This is a genomic window from Lactococcus garvieae subsp. garvieae (genome assembly GCF_029024465.1).
Taxonomy (GTDB): Bacteria; Bacillota; Bacilli; order Lactobacillales; family Streptococcaceae; genus Lactococcus; species Lactococcus garvieae.
This window is the reverse complement of the sequence record NZ_CP118950.1, coordinates 127631-144949: the sequence shown is the minus strand read 5'-3', so window position 1 is coordinate 144949 and position 17319 is coordinate 127631. Positions and strand designations below refer to the sequence as shown.

Annotated in this window: 15 protein-coding genes and 1 pseudogene; 2 read left to right on the top strand and 14 right to left on the bottom strand. The window is 38.0% G+C overall.

Annotated features, from left to right (window positions below):
• Positions 1-80: 80 nt before the first annotated feature.
• Entirely contained in the window at positions 81-2369 is a 2289-nt protein-coding gene (locus tag PYW30_RS00705) for a PBP1A family penicillin-binding protein (RefSeq protein WP_042218020.1), read from the bottom strand.
• Between the two features lie 75 nt (positions 2370-2444).
• Here PYW30_RS00705 and PYW30_RS00700 point away from each other — a divergent pair, with 75 nt between their 5' ends.
• Positions 2445-3314, top strand: a complete 870-nt coding sequence (locus tag PYW30_RS00700) for an RluA family pseudouridine synthase (RefSeq protein ID WP_042218022.1) — start codon at positions 2445-2447, stop codon at positions 3312-3314.
• Positions 3315-3399: 85 nt separating this feature from the next.
• On the opposite strand, the gene PYW30_RS00695 is transcribed toward PYW30_RS00700, so the two are convergent.
• From PYW30_RS00695 to guaB, 9 genes and pseudogenes are all read right to left on the bottom strand, one after another.
• Positions 3400-4245: a metal ABC transporter solute-binding protein, Zn/Mn family gene (locus tag PYW30_RS00695; RefSeq protein ID WP_042218024.1), complete on the bottom strand. Its 846-nt coding sequence runs from the start codon at positions 4243-4245 to the stop codon at positions 3400-3402.
• 232 nt (positions 4246-4477) lie between these two features.
• Entirely contained in the window at positions 4478-4918 is a 441-nt protein-coding gene (gene comGF, locus PYW30_RS10625) for a competence type IV pilus minor pilin ComGF (RefSeq protein ID WP_042218182.1), read from the bottom strand.
• Positions 4919-4927: 9 nt separating this feature from the next.
• A pseudogene (gene comGE, locus PYW30_RS10620) lies at positions 4928-5302 on the bottom strand (competence type IV pilus minor pilin ComGE); the annotation flags it as partial.
• Positions 5205-5579 carry a competence type IV pilus minor pilin ComGD gene (gene comGD, locus PYW30_RS00685; RefSeq protein ID WP_042218026.1) on the bottom strand — a complete coding sequence of 125 codons (375 nt, stop codon included), beginning with the start codon at positions 5577-5579 and terminating at the stop codon, positions 5205-5207. The gene comGD and the pseudogene comGE, both read right to left, overlap by 98 nt.
• Positions 5554-5859 (bottom strand): competence type IV pilus major pilin ComGC, encoded by a 306-nt coding sequence (comGC, locus tag PYW30_RS00680; protein ID WP_016171026.1) that lies wholly within the window; start codon positions 5857-5859, stop codon positions 5554-5556. Before comGC ends, comGD begins: the two co-directional genes overlap by 26 nt.
• A gap of 18 nt (positions 5860-5877) precedes the next feature.
• Positions 5878-6897 (bottom strand): competence type IV pilus assembly protein ComGB, encoded by a 1020-nt coding sequence (gene comGB, locus PYW30_RS00675; RefSeq protein ID WP_255204098.1) that lies wholly within the window; start codon positions 6895-6897, stop codon positions 5878-5880.
• On the bottom strand, positions 6836-7780 hold the full coding sequence (comGA, locus tag PYW30_RS00670; RefSeq protein WP_042218031.1) for a competence type IV pilus ATPase ComGA: 945 nt from the start codon (positions 7778-7780) through the stop codon (positions 6836-6838). Before comGA ends, comGB begins: the two co-directional genes overlap by 62 nt.
• Positions 7781-7976: 196 nt before the next feature.
• Positions 7977-8153, bottom strand: coding sequence for a 30S ribosomal protein S21 (gene rpsU / locus PYW30_RS00665; RefSeq protein ID WP_003134539.1), 177 nt, complete (start codon positions 8151-8153; stop codon positions 7977-7979).
• A 122-nt stretch (positions 8154-8275) separates the two neighbouring features.
• Positions 8276-9757 (bottom strand): IMP dehydrogenase, encoded by a 1482-nt coding sequence (guaB, locus tag PYW30_RS00660; RefSeq protein WP_003133714.1) that lies wholly within the window; start codon positions 9755-9757, stop codon positions 8276-8278.
• A gap of 168 nt (positions 9758-9925) precedes the next feature.
• Here guaB and PYW30_RS00655 point away from each other — a divergent pair, with 168 nt between their 5' ends.
• Positions 9926-11380, top strand: a complete 1455-nt coding sequence (locus PYW30_RS00655) for a GH25 family lysozyme (RefSeq protein ID WP_042218033.1) — start codon at positions 9926-9928, stop codon at positions 11378-11380.
• Between the two features lie 190 nt (positions 11381-11570).
• Here the strand turns inward: PYW30_RS00655 and PYW30_RS00650 are convergent, their stop codons facing one another.
• From PYW30_RS00650 to glf, 4 genes are read right to left on the bottom strand one after another with little or no spacing between them, the layout of a single operon-like run.
• Positions 11571-12941: a DUF2142 domain-containing protein gene (locus PYW30_RS00650; protein WP_042218035.1), complete on the bottom strand. Its 1371-nt coding sequence runs from the start codon at positions 12939-12941 to the stop codon at positions 11571-11573.
• Positions 12931-14733, bottom strand: coding sequence for a hypothetical protein (locus tag PYW30_RS00645; RefSeq protein WP_042218037.1), 1803 nt, complete (start codon positions 14731-14733; stop codon positions 12931-12933). The genes PYW30_RS00650 and PYW30_RS00645 overlap by 11 nt, the downstream gene beginning before the upstream one ends.
• Positions 14720-16165, bottom strand: a complete 1446-nt coding sequence (locus PYW30_RS00640) for an oligosaccharide flippase family protein (protein ID WP_042218039.1) — start codon at positions 16163-16165, stop codon at positions 14720-14722. Before PYW30_RS00640 ends, PYW30_RS00645 begins: the two co-directional genes overlap by 14 nt.
• A 3-nt stretch (positions 16166-16168) precedes the next feature.
• Complete coding sequence (glf, locus tag PYW30_RS00635) at positions 16169-17305, bottom strand: UDP-galactopyranose mutase (RefSeq protein ID WP_042218041.1); 1137 nt, start codon at positions 17303-17305, stop codon at positions 16169-16171.
• Between the last annotated feature and the right edge of the window lie 14 nt (positions 17306-17319).

Here is a 17319-nt window from a genome sequence, read left to right as displayed (position 1 = left end):
AAAAGAGCCGTGCCATGGCTCTTTTTTCTCACCTATGCACTACCCTTATTTTATCACTTTTTAGGATGTTTTAGAACAATTTACCTACCGAAAAAACCAGTAATTTTATCCCATACATCTTTGGTAGCATTCTTAGCATCATCTACTGTTTTTTGGAAATCAAAACCGCTGCCTTTATCAGAAGAAGAACTGCTAGACTCTTCTGTTTGTGGCATATTTCCTGAGCTGTTTTGTGCACTTTGCTCTTGATAAACAATGGCATCTTGTTGATCACGCAGAGCTGTCCAGGCTGGAGTTATTGGTGCAATATTATGCATGGCATAGGCATTTTCAGCTGTAAAGGCAGTTCCTTCGGTATAAGGAAGCAAGTAGCTGGCTATATTCCGGAAGATGACAGAAGGTTGTCCTTCAGAAGAGCCTTCCAATTGTTGTTGCTCATTTGTCTCATTTGGGAAACCAATCCATAGCGCAATCGCAATATCAGGTGTATATCCAACAACCCATTGGTCCGTCGTATTATTTGTCCCTGTTTTACCTGCCATTGCATAGCTTGCCGGTGCAGCATTCCAAGCTGAACCGTTGGTAAATGTACCCAACATCATGGAATTCATCTTCTCTGCTACTTCTTTGGTCATGATCCGTTTCTGTGTCACATTGGCTGTTGCAATTGTATCACCAGCTGCATTTTCGATCTTAGTGATCAAATGCGCGCTGTTCATTACGCCCTCATTGGCGAAAGTTGCAAAAGCTTGGGCCATTTCCCAAGGATTAGTTTCGACACCAGAACCAAGAACAGTTGATAAAGTATTGTTTTCGTTATCTTTCTTGAGATTTAAACCAAATTCACGCCCAACAGCATTCCCTTTTTCCGGAGTGATATCACGATAAGTATTAATAGCAGGAATATTGTAAGAGTTAGCCAAAGCTTGGTACATTGGTACGGTACCAAGATACTCACCATTGTAATTTTGTGGTGTCCAATTGTTTGGATAAGTTGTTGGTTTATCTTCCAATACCTTATCGATGGGCCAACCTGCTTGGACCGCTGGCAGATAAGCGATTAATGGTTTGATAACTGAACCTGTCGACCGTTTCGATTGTGTAGCATAGTTGAAGTCCAGGAAGCTGTTGTGGTCTTCCGAAGTGACATTGCCGACAAGGGCCTCGACTCCCCCTGTTTTCGGATTGATTGCCACCGAACCAGACTGAGCATGCGTGCCATCTGCTGCTTGTGGGAAGAGTGCGGCATTGTCATAAGTGACCTGCATTCCTGCCTGCTTGTTTTGATCCAGAGTTGTATAAATCTTATAACCGTCATTCATAATGTCCTGCAAGCTCAGGCCATATTTGCGTTCAGCTTCCGCGATCACAGCATTGAAATAGCTTGGATACTTGTAGGCTTCTGACTGAGAAACATAAGTATCTTTTACCCGAGAGGCCAGATTGACTGATGCATAACTGTCTGCTTCAGACTGCGTAAGGTAGCCTGCACTGACCATGTTCTGCAGCACCGTATCTCGGCGTGGTGTCGCATATTTCCCATCTTGGTAAAGCGGGTTATAAATTTCTGGCCCTTTCAGCATTCCTGCAAGCGTAGCGGCCTCATCTACAGTCACTGCATTTGCTGACACTCCAAAGTACTTCCGACTTGCATCTTCAATCCCCCATACGCCATTCCCAAAATAAGCATTATTCAGGTACATTGTAAGAATGTCTTGTTTACTGTAATGTTTATTGATTTCTAAAGCGAGGAAGAATTCCCTGGCTTTACGGTCAATCGTTTGTTTCTGAGTAAGGTAGGCGTTCTTGGCCAACTGCTGCGTGATGGTAGAACCACCGCCAAAACGACCCAAAGTAACAACCGCCAAGCTAAAACGACTCAGATTAACCCCATGGTTTTTATAAAAAGTACGGTCCTCGGTGGCAACAACTGCATTTTTAATATTGTCACTTATGGCATCGAACTTAACGGTTGTTCCTTTGCTTCCGTAAAGTAATCCTGCTTCATCACCATTTTTGTCCACAATTTGCGTTTGCGCATCAATGGATTTTTGCAAAATGGACACATTGGCCGTTTTTGCCAAATAGAACAAATAAGAGCCAACAGCAAGAATCATAACCAAAATAGCAATAATCGTAATTTTAGTTAAATTACACTTTTTCCAGAAACGTTTTACTGGACGTAAAAATTGCCTTATTTTTTCTGTATAAGGCGCCATCATTCTTAAATATTTTTTTATACCTTTAAGGTCTTCAAGCGGAACTTCCGCTTCTTTCAGCTCTTTTTCTTCTGCATTATTATTTTCTATTTTTTGAGACGATTTCTTGTTTTTAGCCCGTCGACTAAAATTTTGATCTTTTTCTGACATGATTTTTTAAAAATCCTTTTGTATTCTATATTTTGCCTATTCTAACAAAAAAGCCTTTGTGTTACAATATTCTATATGAAATTTAGTTTAATTTTACCAAAAAAAATTAAAAAGCAAAGTGTTTCGCATTTACTGGAGCACACTTGGCTCATTCCACGCAAGCAAAGACACCTTTTACGAACCAAAAAACATGTCTTTCTTAATGGTACTTTGGCAAACTGGGAAGAATCTGTAAAGCCCCAGGACGAAGTTACCCTTATTTTTGATGACGAGGATTTCAAGCAGCTGGAGGTTCCCGCAGGCAACCCTCAACTTGCCGATATCCTGTATGAAGATGAACACCTTGTGATTGTAAATAAACCCGAAGGTATGAAAACTCATGGAAATACTCCTGAAGAAATAGCCCTACAAAATCACGTAGCAGCTCGTCTGAACCTCCCCGTACATGTCGTTCATCGCTTGGACAAGGAAACTTCTGGAGCAGTCCTCTTTGCCAAGAACCAATTTATTCTGCCCATTCTTGGTCAAATGTTTGAGGAAAATAAAATCCATCGTTCTTATTTGGCAGTTATACAAGGCTATTTTAACGAAAAAAGCTTAACTCTTAATAAAAATATTGGAAGAGATCGTCACGATCGAAAAAAATATGTCACGAATAAAAACGGGAAACGAGCCATTACACATGTGACTGTCCTCAAAAAAGGGCACAGGTACTCGCTTGTGAGCTGCACTCTTGATACCGGCCGCACGCACCAAATACGGGTCCATCTTTACAGTGAAGGACATCCTATTATTGGTGATCCGCTCTATAATACACCGATAAAAAAACAGCGCATGATGCTTCATGCAGAAAAATTATATTTCATTCATCCCTTCACACAGGAATTAATAGAAATTACAGCACCTAGCCAAACTTTTTATCAAGACAAAAAAAGCCTACTTTAGAAAAGTAGGCCTTAGGAGTTTTATGAAAAGATTTTTTTAGGAAGGTCTTTATTATAGTGGACGCTTCTTAAAATAAGCTTAATTCTTATTTAATTGTTTCTTTCAGTGATTTTAGGTTTTCTTCCATAATTGTCAGGTAATTTTCACCTGATTTTTTTTGTTCATCGGTCAAGCCCTCAACAGGGTTAATCACCAACAGCTTAGCTCCTGCTTCCTTGGCTAAAGTCTCTGACAGCTTACTGCTCGAGTTATCTTCAAAATAAACAGTATTTAAATTTGCTTTTTGCATCTCATTTTTTAGTTTAATCAATGTTGCACTTGAAGGTTCTGCTTCAGGATCGAGACCTGTAATAGCAATCGTTGTCAAACCATAATCACGTCCCAGATAGCCAAAAGCTTCGTGCTGTGTGATAAATGTTTTATTCTTAGCATTTTTTAATTGATCAAAATCTTGATCTATTTTTTTCAATTTCCCAATATACTCGTCAGCATTTTTAGTGAAATCATCCTTGTATTCAGGGAATTTTTTTGATAATTCATCTGCGATATAGCGGACTTCGAGTAGGGCTGCCTTAGGGCTTACCCATGTATGCGGGTCATCCCCAATTTTTTCTACAGGGGTACTTGCTTCTATTTTAATACCTTTATTTTTTACAGAAGGGGCCCATTTTTCAAGGTATTTTGAATTATAAATAATGGCATCTGCATTTGTCAAAGTAGTCATGTCTTTTGCACTTGGCTCAAAATCATGTGCTTCTTGATTGGCGGGAACGATATTAATAATGTCAACTTTATCACCAACGACAGCTTTCGTAAACTCATACATCGGCTCAAATGTTGTCACAATTTGCGGTTTATCACTTGCTGTTTTTTGACAAGCTGTCAATAAGAGCAAGACTGGGATAAGTAAGAGAAGGGTATATTTTTTCATAGAGCTAGTATAATATAAATCCAGAATAAAGTCAACTGGTTAACTACCAGTTAACTATTTTTTTATTTGATGTGTTTTTCACGCTCTATGATCTTCTCTCTTAACTGCATTTGGAGTTGTTCTCTTTGTAATAAACGTTGTTTTCTAGCATTAATGGCCCCTTGCAAATAATATTGTAAAAGCAAGCTGAAAAGAAGAGAAATGACCAATGTGTAGAGTAAAATACTGCCTCTTAACTTTCTTTCTCTGGGAACGTGTAAAGAAATGTGCGGTCTCCTCCTTTTTCAAAAGTCAAGATAATTTTTATCTGCTCTCCCTCTTGGCTGATTTTTGCATTTTTTAAATGATGAATCATGGGCTGATAGCCTCGTCCATTCGCGTTAGTTTTTCGAAAATCCCCTTGAGAGGAAAGGCCAAACCTTAGGTTAACATGTTTGCGTACATAAAGATAGTTATTTTCTACCTTATCTAAACTTGCTCCCTCAAGTTCACTTCTCAGTAGACTACAAAAAAGTTGCCAGTCTTGGGTATGGTCTGTTGTAGCACGTTTCACTTCCTCATGAAACATTTTAGTCATACCTAGAAAAAGAGAAAAAGTGCCCACTAACACGAGTAAAGCAAGGAGTGATTCCAAAAGTGTAAAGGCTGTAACTTTATTTTTTTCAAGAACAATCAATACCTCTCCTGACTCACGGATAGTCATTTGCGTCGAAGTTTCCTCAATCGAAATCTCCACACCATTTAATTTCAAATATTTTTTCCCCGTATCTACTGCCATATGTGCGACATTTAAAGCCTCAATCTCTCTATTTTCCATCGCTGTCTGTTTCTTAACCTGAATAACTTGTTCTAAAACAACCGTGACGAAAAAAACAAGCAGACTCATAGCAATTAAGCTCTCTAATAGAAGATAAGCTTCAAGTGATTCTTTTCTTATATTTTCCGCTTCCAATCTCCAATTAATAAGAGATTGTTTTTTTCTGATAGGGAAGAAATATTGTGATTTTTTGTAGGCTCGAATTGCCTGATTTTTGATCAAAAGTAATAGAGAAATCATTTATTTCAGCCTCCTCTGGGACCTTCACCATTTCCTCTTGGCTATAGAGTGCACCATTACTCGCACTCAACGTCTGTTGCTGTCCCTTTAGTCCCGCCATGCGTTGAGTATCCTTATAAAGACGTTCAAATTGTAAAATAAAAATCTCTGCGCGTGCTATCCTCACACTTTGTTTGACCGAACCTGAAAATAGAAAAAGAACAAAAGAGCATAGGAAAAGAACGAGTAAACTCTCCAGTAAAGTCAAGGCTTTAATTCGGTACATTACGTTTTTCATTTGGGTTCTTAGTATAATAATCATTGTAGCTATCGGCTTGTTTCTGTGTAATTAACCCACCAGAGACAAGTTTCCCTAAGCTAGGACTATCCTGTTTATCAAGCTGATAAAGTTCGGCTTGACCTTCGACAACTTTAACAACCGCTGTTTGACCCGTATTTTGGATATTCTTCTTTTCTTTAGACAAATTTGGGACAAACAATAAAAGTAAGACACTAATAATAAGTAAGACGACAAGCATTTCAATCAAAGTAAAAGCTTTGAACCTCTTTTTTTCCATTCCTTCCTCCATATTCTTTCAAATCAAGTTTCCCATATTGCCATATATAGGAAGTAACATTGCAGCATAAATTAAAATAATCAACAGCGCCACGAGCAAGAAAACGATAGGCTGGATAAGTTGCATTGCTCTTTCAACTCTTTCAAAAAAGAGCGACCAGCTTTCTTCAGAAAAAACCATTAACTCTTTCCCCAGCTTAGACTTTAGTTCACCATATTCCACAATTAATGCCAACTCCTTGGTAAATATGGGGTAAAGTCGAAGGGCATCTTCAAACTTCTGACCCCTATCTAATATTTGAAGGAGCTCAAAACCAAATTCTTTGAAGATTCGACTTTTTTGTTCTTGCATAATAAAGCAAATCTGACGTAAATCAACTGCTTGGGCAATTAAGTTTCCCCATTCTCTTGAAAAATAAGCTGTCAAATAAAGCTGGACAAAACGGCCAACAAAAGGTATTTTGACCATTAGCCTCATCGCTTCTAAAGCAGTTTTTTTCTTCCAATAGTATCTGCCCAGATAAAAGAAAACAAGCAAACTGAAGAGGCACCCTAAAAAGAGGGTCGGAAGATTCTGTATAACATAAGTTGCTAATCCTCTGTTTTCGTCCAGTTGAGGCAGTAAATAATTTTTCAACCCTAGCATGATAAAGATTAGAAATGCCAGAAGAACGAGCGGGTATGTGGCAACTTGGATGAGCTTTTTTCGAATGTTCAAAACGCGTCTCAGTTTTTCTTCAATCAACCCTAAAGTATACTCAACATTCCCGTGAGACTCGGCCAAAGAGACTTGAGTCACAATATCCTCATTAAATTTGAGCTTCGCTAAAATACCAGAGAAACTTTGCCCGTTGAGTAAACCTTCACGCATTTTGGAAATAAAGTATGCTTCCGTGAGACCCGACCTTTCAAGAAAATCAATAATTTCAGAAAGGTGAAAGCCACTTTTGAAAAGATTATTCATAAGTTGAATAAGCTTAATCTGCTTCGCTAAACTCAATTTTTTCGCGCGCAGCTGTAACAGCTGAGATAAATCCATCTGCAACCAACTGATCAATCTGGCCGTTCCATTCATCTGGTTGCCATTCTTCAAACTTTTCTTTTTCATAAACAAGCAACCCCTTTCCTGCAATTAAGCGCTGATAAATCACCCGCTGAAGGCTGGATTGTAGCTCCCAATCAGTTAACCCCAGTTCCTTCAGCCGTGCAATTACACCCGATATTGAGCGCGCATGAACAGTAGAAAACACTGTATATCCCGTCAAACTTGCGCGGAGAACAGCTTTTGCCGTCTGACTGTCCCTAATTTCACCAACAATGAGTAAATCAGGCCTGTGGCGAAGAGAGAGCTTAATCAAAGCATCGTAATCATTCCCTATTACTTTATTGACTTGAAGTTGTAAAAACTCAGTTTCCACTAACTCCACGGGATCTTCTATACAAATAACTTGTTGATTTTTAAAATGCTCCCTTGCAAACTTGTACATGAGGCTGGTCTTACCTGAGCCTACGGGACCGGAAAACAGGTAAAGCCCTCTCCCACCAATAAAAGATTTAAAAATCTCTGAATTCCAAAAATGAAGTTGGCTTTGTTGATGATGCAGAAGTCGGATAACCAAGCTTTCTTGACCATGAAAATCACCGACTGTAGATAAACGTAAACGCTGCTCACCTTTATCTAAAACATAAGTGCAAGCCCCCAACTGTACCCGCCTACTTTCTCCTAGATTCATACCAGATAAAAATTTCATATGAGCAATCAGTGCTTGCCCTTGTTCAAAATCGAGTTCTCTTTCAAACCTCCTTTCTGTTGCTGTACGAAAATAGAGAGAATACTTTCCTTCTAATGCTACGAAATAAAGATCATGCACCATCTGATCTACTGCTTTTTGTAAAAGTTTTTTTGCCAAAACCTGTATCATCATTGACCTCCTTGACTCAGCTTACTTATTAACACGATAAAGTTAGCAAGTTTTCACAATTTTTTTGAAAAAAATGAGCAGAAAATGTACAATAAGCACCGTTTCTTACTTAATGTCCTTCCGACGAGCATAATAAAGGCAAGAGCAATAAAAAAAAATAAAAAAACCTGCCCAAAGGCAGGTTCAAAATTTTCAATTAGAATTTTTTACGTTTACGTGCAGCTTCTGATTTACGTTTAGCTTTTACAGAAGGTTTTTCGTAGTGTTCACGTTTGCGGAGCTCTTGAAGAGTTCCAGCTTTTGTTACTGAACGTTTGAAACGGCGGAGAGCGTCGTCAAGCGATTCATTTTTACGAACGATAGTTTTTGACATTGATTTCACCCCATTTCATTTTCGTATTTACTCTTAAAGAGCACTCCTAACATTCTATCAAATGGCTACAGGTTTGTCAACTCGATATGTAAATAAAAAAGCAGATACTCTCTGCCTTTCGCTTATTGTACTGAATAGTTTGGTGCTTCTTTTGTAATTTGAACATCATGTGGGTGAGATTCTTTCAAACCAGCACCTGACATTTCGATAAATTGTGCGGACTCATGCAAGGCAAGAATATCTGCTGCCCCAGTGTAGCCCATACCTGATTTCAAGCCACCAACCATTTGGAAAACGATATCGGTCGCTGTACCTTTATAGGCAACTCGACCTTCGATACCTTCAGGAACCAATTTATTTGCTTCATTGACAGAGCCTTGGAAGTAACGGTCGCTTGAGCCTTTCTTCATTGCTGCAAGTGAACCCATTCCACGGTATGTTTTAAATTTACGGCCTTGGAAGATTTCGAATTCACCTGGTGATTCGTCTGTACCGGCAAGCATTGAGCCGAGCATTACCGCATCTCCTCCTGCTGCCAAAGCTTTAACGATATCGCCAGAGTACTTGATTCCGCCATCGGCGATGATTGTTTTACCGTATTCACGCGCAACAGCTGCCGCGTCATAAATAGCTGTAATTTGAGGCACACCAACACCTGCTACAACACGTGTAGTACAGATTGAACCTGGGCCAATTCCGACTTTAACAACATCAACGCCAGCTTCAAAGAGTGCGCGTGCACCTTCACCCGTAGCAATATTCCCTGCAATCAATGTACGCTCTGGGAAGTGTTCACGAATTTCTTTGATTTTACGTAATACACCTGCTGAATGACCATGCGCAGTATCGATGACAATAGCATCGGCACCAGCTGCAAAAAGAGCTTCGGCACGATCAAAAGTATCAGAGGTTACACCAACGGCTGCAGCAACTAAAAGACGCCCTTGGCTATCTTTCGCCGCATTAGGGAATTCAATCACACGTTCAATATCTTTGATTGTAATTAAACCTGCAAGCTTCCCGCTCTCGTCAACCAATGGCAATTTTTCAATCTTGTGCTTTTGAAGTGCTTCTTCAGCTTCACGCAATGAAGTACCCACAGGTGCTGTAATCAAGTTTTCAGAAGTCATCACATTTTTGATTTCTTGATTGTAGTTTGAAACAAAACGAAGGTCACGGTTTGTCAAAATACCCACAAGCTTACGATTTTCCAAAGTTTCAACAATGGGTACACCCGAAATACGGTAAGTCGCCATCAAGTTTTCCGCTTCTTCAATCTTATGCTCAGGTGTTAAGAAGAAAGGATCAGTAATAACGCCAGATTCTGAACGTTTTACTTTATGCACTTCTTCGGCTTGCTCAGCAATGCTCATATTTTTGTGGATAACACCAAGTCCACCTTGACGTGCCATTGAAATAGCCATTTTACTATCTGTTACAGTATCCATTGCAGCAGATATCATCGGAATATTCAATGTCAAGTTCTTCGCGAGTTTGGTACTCATGTCCACCTCATTTGGCAGTACATGCGATTCCGCTGGAATCAATAACACATCATCAAAAGTGTAACCCTTCTTCAAAAACTTTGTTTCCCAATTTGACATTAAATTTATCCTCCAAATATATATTTTTACTATTCTATCACTATCTTTTAGGGATTTCAATGATTTTTCACCATATTTGTCAATATTTTTTCGCAAAAGGCTTTAATTGAGTTAAGGTTTTTGTTAAAATAAAAGATATATAACTAAAGAAATAGTAATGAGGAAATAATGATTAATTTAAGAAAAGCAGCCGTATTTACGGGTTTATGTTTCATCGCGCTTGCTGCTCATGCAGCACAAGCAGATACTGCTGAAGTACCCGTGGACAATCACCCGATGGGGTATTACGCTGAAGTACAAACCGAAGAAAATCCAATGACCGCTCCTATTGATGCTCAAGGAAACTTAGCGCCTATCGATGAAGAAGGGCAGACAGTAAAGGAAGACATCCAAGAAAATACTGAGACTCCAAAAGTTTCCAGCAGAGTGCGTCGTGCCATTGCCGACGATGCAGAGACAGCCCAAGCCAGTTTAAGAAATGCCCCCTCTGACCTGGTATCCAATGATACAAGTCTACCACGAAAAGATGCTGTCGACATTGCTTCTTGGCAAGATTGGATGACACAAAGTGATTTCAATCAACTTAAAGCACAAGGTGTTAAGACAGTGATTGTTAAACTGACGGAAAGCACAACTTATATTAACCCCGCAGCTAAAGCCCAAATTCAAATGGCTAAAAATGCGGGACTCACTGTTGCTGTTTACCACTTTTCACACTTCTCAGAGTCAGGTAAAACGGCTCAAGCAACTGTAAACAATACTGCACGAGCAGAAGCGAATTTCTTTGCAAATGTTGCTAAACAATATGGCCTTACGACAGGTACTGTCATGATTAACGACGCAGAATATGTTCCAAAAGATAGTGTGGGAACTATGCCTTACTGGGATTGGACAGTTGCATCACAAAACTTTGCAGATCAACTTAAAAAGCAAGGGTTTGTAAATACACGTCATTATGCTTCAAAAGCTTGGGCAGTGGATGGCGTCGGCCAAATGGAGCCAAGTAAGTTGGGGGCAAAAAACATGTGGATCGCTCAGTATCTATATGGAAAACCAAGTGCTTCTAATCTTCAAAACACACAATTTGGTTCGTGGCAATATACAAGTCAAATGTACTTTACAAACTTCAGTAGACGTAGTCCTTTAGATGTTAGTATTGATTATGCAAATATTTTTGCTCCTGTTAATCCACCTGCACCTTCAGGGTATACAAATATTTATCGCCTGTATAACAATCGTAATTTGGAGCATTTATATACAAAAGATGCGAATGAAAAAGATCGACTCCCACAATTATCTAAAGACTGGAAATATGAGGGCGTAGCTTGGAAAGCACCGAAGAGTTCTAGCGTCCCCGTCTACCGCGTTTATGATCCACGTTCAGGAGAACATCTTTATACAAAAGATGCTTACGAAGTAAGTGTATTAACCTCTAAACATGGCTGGCGAAGAGAAGGGGTGGCCTTCTATTCAGACAGTAGCTCAGCAACACCAGCTTATCGACTCTACAATCCTGCAGCAGGTGTAGGGGCACACTTCATCACAATGGATTCATATGAGAAGAGCGTACTCGTTACACGAGGTTGGAAGTATGAAGGTATTGCTTGGTATGGACAAAAATAAATTTGTATAATACAAAAAAATAGTTTGGAAAATATTCCAAACTATTTTTTTGTATCATTACCGTTATTTTCTAAGCTTATTACGCCAAGCTATTTCTGTAAAAGTTCCTTTGGAAATGAGTTTTCCTTCATGAACTGCTCTGAAAAAATAATCCAATTTATTTCTAATACACAACAAGATTCTTTGTGTGTCAAACATAAATCATAGCCCACAAGGTATTGAACACAAGGAGGAAATTGGAAAGAATAATTCCAATAACCACAAAGAATACGGTTCTATTATACCCTATCCTTTTTAACTTAAGGTTTTTATTAGAAACAATCAAAGGAATAATGAGTAAAAATGGCGTAGAATACCTTCCTTGCACTCCCTGTATACCGAATCTTAATCCAAAACTTGGATTTATACTTCCATAAAATAAGAAGCCATAATAAACAGAAAGAACTCCAAGTGTAGCAACAATCAAGGAAATAACACTTATAAAATTCGAATCATGTTCGTTTTTATCCGCTAGCAAGACTAGTGCAACCATTACAAACCACAGTCCGAGAAGCCAAACTGGCATATAATTAAAGCCGGCATATGGGGAAACTAACAAGCCCATATCACTTCCCGCACTCATAGTATTATTAAATTGGAAAGTCATGGACATCCAAATCCTAGAGACAACCTCAAAGATTCCACCTTTAGGACTGGTCACATACGTAGCAACAGAAAATCCTAACAGAGCAATAGCGCTCATAGCAATTATCTTGCACTTAGGTGAAAAAAGCCCTTTCTCTTCCATATAAGCCTTCAATTTAGATAAACCACGGACACCATGTGTATTTTCCATCCATTTTACATAGAAAATAACACCAGGGAATAATAAATTGGCCAGTAATAAATTCGGCTTAACTAGTACAAAAGAACTCGCTCCTAAGAAAAGCATCTGTAAAAGTGAAACTTTATCAATCCTTCGGTTAATAAGGGTGTTCATTGCCAAAGCAACTATAGCTGCTACTACAACATAGCCAAGCGCATCATAAGACAAGCTGGCAAATTGATTTACCACTACTGGGCTAAGACTTACAAGCATGAACAATAGTTGACCAAATTTTAATTTTTTTATAATAAAATACATGGCCAAACTATAAACCACCATCGACAACAAACGGCCAAATGTAATCATCACTCCTAAAGAAGAATATACTCTATGACCTACCCAAATTCCCATTGCTGGGACAATATGTCCTAAATACTTATAACTCAACTTGTTATCTAAATCTAAATTCCGAGGCGATTGTAAAGGAGACATAATGGTGGCTTTGGTCAAATAATATTTTTCAAAGCGAGTTCCTTTTTGATAAGACTCTTTTTGATTATCCATACCTGTTCCAACAGCAGTTTCACCATATCGTGAAATGTCCACAGTATGATTGGTTATCGCACTTGAAACCATAAAATGGTACTGACCATCAGGTTCATTGAAAAAAGGCATCGCTAAGGATAGAATCACACCAAAAGCTAGAGCTAAAGTCAGGTAAATTCGGGGGATTTTCTCTTCAAAACTATTTGTCATCACTTACCTCTCGTCTTATCAAAATAAAAGCTCCAATTACAATAAATACTACTGTTCCACCAACAAATAATAGTATTCGCATTTTTGCGCTAGCACGTGACGATCCGTCAACTGAAATCGCTTGATACTCCTGAACACCTGCTCCATAGTCCGGGATTTTATTATTAATATTGAAATCCTGATTCTTAGCAAACCGTGTTGTTGAATATGTATAAGCACTGCCCGACGGAGTTAGTTTATCTTTACTAAAAGCTTCAAAGTGAGTTTCACTCCTCGGAGATGCGCTATTCTCTGGGACACGTGCTGTATATAAGAAATAGTCACGTCCTTGTCCCAAACCATAAAATTTAATTAATGATTGATTAGCTTTCAAACTTTGTTCAGCATTAAAGCTAAAGGAACTCGTATTCAGTGGAATATCCATAGAGAAACCACTTCCTAAATAATAAATTTTTCCACCTGAAAAAACTCTATAAGATGAACTATCTAATGTTGAAAGATTTTCTGGTGCCTCTTGCCACCCCGTATTAGAATAAATATAATTTTTTCCATTGTCTTTGTAGCCCAGGAAATAGCTATAATCTGAAACAAGCTCTTTCGACCCAGACTTTACAGTTACAAAGTTAGCACCTGTACTTCTTATCACTGGCATACTATAGTTAAGGAGTTTTTCACCATTATTCGCAGTAACATTCATAAAATAATCTGCATTTGGTTGAATATTTTCTCCACCAATAGTCATATCCACCTGAGTTTCAGGCACATTGGTTGAGATGTCGTAAACTGTTCGTGAAAATTGAATAGCTGGATCAATGTGAGCCTTGATTTCAAACGAAAAATCTGAATCTCTTTGAGGAACTTCAAGCGAATAACTTTCGATTATACCATTATACAAATTTCTTTGAATATCTGATTTTAGCTGAGAAAGCATCAAATCATTACTTAACCCTAAGTTTGGAACTACTCCAAAAGACTGCGGAGTAGCTGCGGCAGGAAAAATACTCTTCTTACTATAAGGTACAGAAATATCATCAATCACAAGATTAGACTGTGGCATGATGGAAATTGACGTATTTGCGCTAATAAATTCTTTTTTTATCGTGAGCTTGTAAGTTACCTCTTGTCCATATTCAACTACATATTGTCTAGGAGTATTTCGTGCTTTTCTAGGCAAGTCAACTATTTCACCAGAAATTTCTTCCGAAGTATTTACCTTATCTAGATTTATCGTTTCCGTCTCTGAAGTAACCTCAACAATTTTTAATATGGCGCCATTGATGTCTGAAATTGCCACTACACCCATTGGTAGAGTAGCCTCCGCTTCCCCAGAATTATCAGTATAACGTCTTGAAGCATTCCCTGGCCAGTGAAAAATGGTCCCTGGTGTGTCTTGATTAAAGTAATTTATCAGCGCGACACCATTTCCTCCAGCATTCGCTAACTGCCGCAAAATTTCAAGTGTCTCACTAGCAGAGTGAGTCATCCCGGGGCCAATTTTAAAGACCTTTGAAATATCTATATTGTTATCCGATAAATTCTTCCATACGATGGTATTCATGTCCTCATCGGTAATACTACCTGTTTTTATTTTTTCATATGCAGGCTGGAGACTTTTCCCAGAGTAAAATGTATTATAAACAGGCTTTCCATTGGATGTAACAATTATTTTAACTTTTCTTACCGAATCTGCGCTTGCCCTGTCAAAGCTTGTTGTTCCACTTATACTTATGAGCAACACAGCCAATACGCCCCACCAAAAAACTTTACTCTTTATCATCTTATTGATTTTCATTTAGCTTTTCTTCTTTCCGTTTCCGAAATATCCCCTTAATCATTTCTGTTACCTCACTTTTCAATAAGGTAATAATTACTGAATAAACCAACATGCCTACAAAAATTTGAATGGCAAGTGTTGCGAGGTTCATCAGCATATTTTGACTCATATAAAATACCAAAAGGAACATGATAAAACCAGCTATTGTATATTTCCAAGTTCTTGTCAAAAGAGATTTAATATCAAAATCAATTCTCAAAATATACATTTGATAGACAGTCACTGCACCTTCCGCAATGACTGTCCCAAACATTGCGCCAATCACTCCAAATAAGGGGATAAATAGAAGGTTGATCAAAACATTTAAGACCGCCCCAATAGTTACTGAAGTTGTAAAGTATTTCATTTTATTCAGTGGTAATAAATACTGAATCCCTAAAACATTACTCCAAGCAATAAAAACAACAATCGGTGCTTCTATCATCATCAAAGTTCCTACCTGATCAAAAGAAGAACCAAAGAAAAATGGAGCGAATTTCAGAGAGATTCCCATTATTCCAAACATAATTGGAATAGCTAGGGAACTCATAATATCAAAAGACCGAGTTACAGTTCTTTTGATTCCTTCGTAATCCTTCTCCGCAAACATGTTAGAAATTCTAGGGAGCATGACAACGCCCAAAGAAGTCACTAAAGATAAGGTAACTTTAATAATACTGTCGGATTGGGCAAAGAAGCCTGCATGAACAATAGAATCCATCATACCAATCATATTCTTATTGACAACTAAATAAATTTGTGTGGCAATCTGTGGGAGAAATAACATAAGCGTAGGGTACAAATGTTTTTTAATTTTTAAGCTGGTAAAATTCGGCCTATAAACTTCTTTTTTCAAATAAGGCCAAAGTGAAAGATTACCAATCAAAGGAGAACCTGTGATAATAGCTACATAAATTGGCAAATCTGATTCATTACGAACAAATATAAACAAGCAGCCAACGGAGATAAGTGAAACAATAAAATTTCTTCCAACTGTACGCTTAAAATTCTCAACTCCCATAAAGTACCATGAAATATCAAAAGCGGCAGCCAGAATAGCCAAGCCTTGCAAAAGATAAATCTGGAGGTTTTCCTTTTGGAAATATAGGAAGACACCATAGGCCAATAAAGCCAAAAAAATGGTAATAAATCTTAAAAAAGATATTTCCCAAAAAATTTGGCTTCTTTTAGCTTTATCTTGTTGATGATAAGCTATTTCTCGATTACCATAAGTTGTAATTCCAATACTCCCCGCAAGGATGAAATATTGGGCGATAGCGCTCGTAAAAGTATTGAGACCAATACCTTCTGGTCCTAATACTCGTGAAATATAAGGTATTGTGATTATAGGTATAATTACAATAAGAAGTTGATAAGAACTATTAAGAATATAGTTTTTTAAGACTTTCAATTTTTAATCCTTGTTGCCAAATTCTTTTTCTACAACTTTTAAGGCTGCGCCAAAAACTTGGTCCATATCATAATACTGGTAATTACCCAAACGTCCTCCAAAAATCACGTTGTCAACCTTAACTGCTTCTTGGCGGTATTTTTTAAACAAGTCTGAATTTTTTTGGTCATTAACGGGGTAGTAGGCTTCTTTTGTGCGATCCCAATCTTGTGGATATTCCTTGGTGACAATTGATTTCCCTTGATCTGCCTGCTGATCAAAATGACGCCATTCCATGACACGTGTATATGGTGTTTCACGATCAGTATAATTGATAACCGCATTGCCTTGAACATTATCTGAATCAAATGTTTCACTTTCAAAGCGAACAGAACGGTATTCTAATTCACCATGCTTATAATCAAAGAACGCGTCAATCATACCTGTATAGACAATACGTGGAAACTCTTCAAGATATGTTTCTTTATCAGCCAAGAAATCTGTATCAAGCTGAATATCAATCAAATCGCTTGCTAGCATTTTATCAAAGATTGCTGTATAGCCATCAACTGGTACGCCTTGATAACGGTGGTTAAAGTAGTTATTATCAAAAATATAACGTACAGGTAAACGACGAATAATGAAAGCTGGAAGTTCTGTTGCTGGGCGCCCCCATTGTTTTTCTGTGTAACCTTTAATCAGTTTTTCATAAATATCTGTACCAATCAATGAAATAGCTTGTTCTTCCAGATTTTTAGACGCACCAAAGATACCTGCTGATGCACGTTGTTCTTCTATTTTAGCTGCCGCCTCTTCAGGTGTTTTCACACCCCACATTTGGTAGAAGGTATTCATGTTAAATGGAAGATTATAAAGTTCTCCCTTATAGTTTGCAACAACCTGATTAATATAACCATTAAACTCTGTAAATTGTTGAATATAATCCCAAACTTCTTTATTATCCGTATGGAAAATGTGTGCCCCATATTCATGAACATTAATACCATGTTCTTTACGGGTATACATATTACCACCAACGTGATTACGTTTTTCAAGCATTAGAACTCGTTTGCCACGTTTTGCTGCTTCATGGGCAAAAATTGAACCATAAGGGCCTGTGCCGACAATAAGGTAGTCATAGTTTTTTGTATTATATTTCATAATAAATTTCCTTT